The organism is Aeromonas cavernicola (assembly GCF_002795305.1).
Taxonomy (GTDB): domain Bacteria; phylum Pseudomonadota; class Gammaproteobacteria; order Enterobacterales; family Aeromonadaceae; genus Aeromonas; species Aeromonas cavernicola.
In genome coordinates this window covers 1-1,788 of record NZ_PGGC01000237.1, presented here as the reverse complement: position 1 = coordinate 1,788, position 1,788 = coordinate 1, and the positions used below count along the sequence as shown (strand labels likewise).

3 protein-coding genes and 1 pseudogene are annotated in these 1,788 nt (G+C 56.3%); 2 read left to right on the top strand and 2 right to left on the bottom strand.

Annotated elements, in window-relative coordinates; translation table 11 throughout:
• Both CUC53_RS18175 and lptM read right to left on the bottom strand, forming a co-directional pair.
• Positions 1-130: pseudogene (locus CUC53_RS18175) on the bottom strand (diaminopimelate decarboxylase); the annotation flags it as partial.
• A 19-nt stretch (positions 131-149) separates the two neighbouring features.
• On the bottom strand, positions 150-338 hold the full coding sequence (lptM, locus tag CUC53_RS19370; RefSeq protein WP_100295396.1) for an LPS translocon maturation chaperone LptM: 189 nt from the start codon (positions 336-338) through the stop codon (positions 150-152).
• A 58-nt stretch (positions 339-396) separates the two neighbouring features.
• Between lptM and cyaY the strand changes: the two genes are divergently transcribed.
• Both cyaY and CUC53_RS18160 read left to right on the top strand, forming a co-directional pair.
• Positions 397-711 (top strand): iron donor protein CyaY, encoded by a 315-nt coding sequence (gene cyaY, locus CUC53_RS18165; RefSeq protein ID WP_100295395.1) that lies wholly within the window; start codon positions 397-399, stop codon positions 709-711.
• A complete protein-coding gene (locus CUC53_RS18160) occupies positions 708-1,361 on the top strand; it encodes an alpha/beta hydrolase (RefSeq protein WP_100295394.1) in 654 nt (217 codons plus the stop codon). Before cyaY ends, CUC53_RS18160 begins: the two co-directional genes overlap by 4 nt.
• The last annotated feature ends 427 nt before the right edge of the window (positions 1,362-1,788 follow it).

Sequence of the window (1,788 nt, the reverse complement as noted above, 5' to 3'; positions counted from 1 at the left end):
CATGCCAGTGCCGCTCAAGGGTGGCGCGGGAGTAAACGTATAGCGGGGTGCCGTACTGTTCGGCCAGTTGTTGTAATGAGGTATGCTCGGCCTGCAGCTGGCCGTTGGCGTCGTAACTAAAGTGATCCAAAGGACGGTTCCTTCCTAGATTATTTTGATGCTGGCGCAGTGCTCACCGCAGGGGTGGCTTCAGAGGGCGCAGATGGCGTTGCTGCTGGCGAACTCTGGCTTTGAGCGGGTTCGGAGGGCGGCATGTAAAGCGGGCCCCTCAGACCACAGGCGGTCAAACCAAGAGGCAGCAAAACGGCAAACAGATACTTGCTGAACGGGGTAATCATAATGGTTCGCTGCGNNCTATAATCGCACTCACATTGTTAAAAGCAACAGGATAAACCGATGAAGGATCACCAGTACCACGCCCTGACAGACGCCTTTTTCCAATACATTGAAGACATTATCGATCAGGGGTATCCAGACATCGACTGCGAACGAAATGGCGGGGTATTGACCCTCTCTTTCGAGAACAGCACCAAGGTCATCGTCAACAAACAAGAGCCTTTGCATCAGATCTGGGTGGCGACCCGCCAGAATGGTTTCCATTTTGAACTAAAAGGGGAGCAGTGGATCGACAACCGCTTCGGCCACGAGCTCAAAACATTGCTGAGCGAAGCGTGCTCGGCACAGGCCTGTGACAATGTGGTATTTCCATGATTGATCTCTTTCCCACTGGGGCCCGCCATGCGGTGATCTGGTTACATGGGCTCGGTGACTCTGGGGCCGGTCTTGCCCCGCTGGTTGAGGCGCTGACCCTGCCTGCCGAGCGCCCAGTGCGCCATCTGTTGCCTGATGCCCCCGAGCGGCCCATCACCATCAATATGGGTTACAAGATGCGTGGCTGGTACGACATTCGCAGCTTCGATAATCCCGCCGATCGCGCAGTCGAATCCCACGTCCGCGAATCAGCGGCTCGGATCAGCGCCCTGATCGACCAGCTGGTGGCCGACGGTTTTGCGGCCGAGCGGATCGTGCTTGCCGGATTCTCCCAAGGCGGGGTGATCGCTTCCTTCACCGCGCTGCGCTATGCGGCACCGCTGGCTGGGCTGCTCTGCATGTCGACCTATCTGGCAGCGCCCGCAACATTGGCGGCCGAAATCACCCCCGCAGCCCGCGCGCTGCCCATCTGTTATATGCACGGCATCTACGATGATGTGGTCAAGCTTGCGATGGGGTGGGATGCGAAAAATCAGCTGGAAGCCCTTGGTTTATCGCTCGAATGGCACGAATACCCGATGCGCCATGAGATTTGCCAACCGCAACTGGCCGACATTCGCCGCTGGCTACTCACCCAGCTTACCGACTGATATGTTTGCTTAAACAGGGTCTGGGTTGGCCGGCCCTGTTGCTTGCAACCACCCGCAACCATCGACCACATCGCACCCTCTGCCAACCGCCTGCCACCTCACCCGCCTTGGCAACTGCCCCTTAGCTCGATGATCCACAACTCTCTCACCATGGCCGGCACCAGCGCCAATGTGACTGTTTTGCAGGTAATTTAGAAGCAAGGGCTTTTACTCTACAAATGTTAAACAAATGTTTAAACAGGTGTTGAAAGTGTCCCCTTTTGGATCAATAGTGAGCCTCGCCCCTGCTGGGGATGAAAGGAGCACCACGCCCCATCAAGTGGGAATAAGGAGATACTCTCATGATCTACCAAGGCGAAACCCTATCGGTCAGCTACCTTGAAAACGGCATCGCCGAGCTGAGGTTTGATGCCCCAGGATCAGTCAA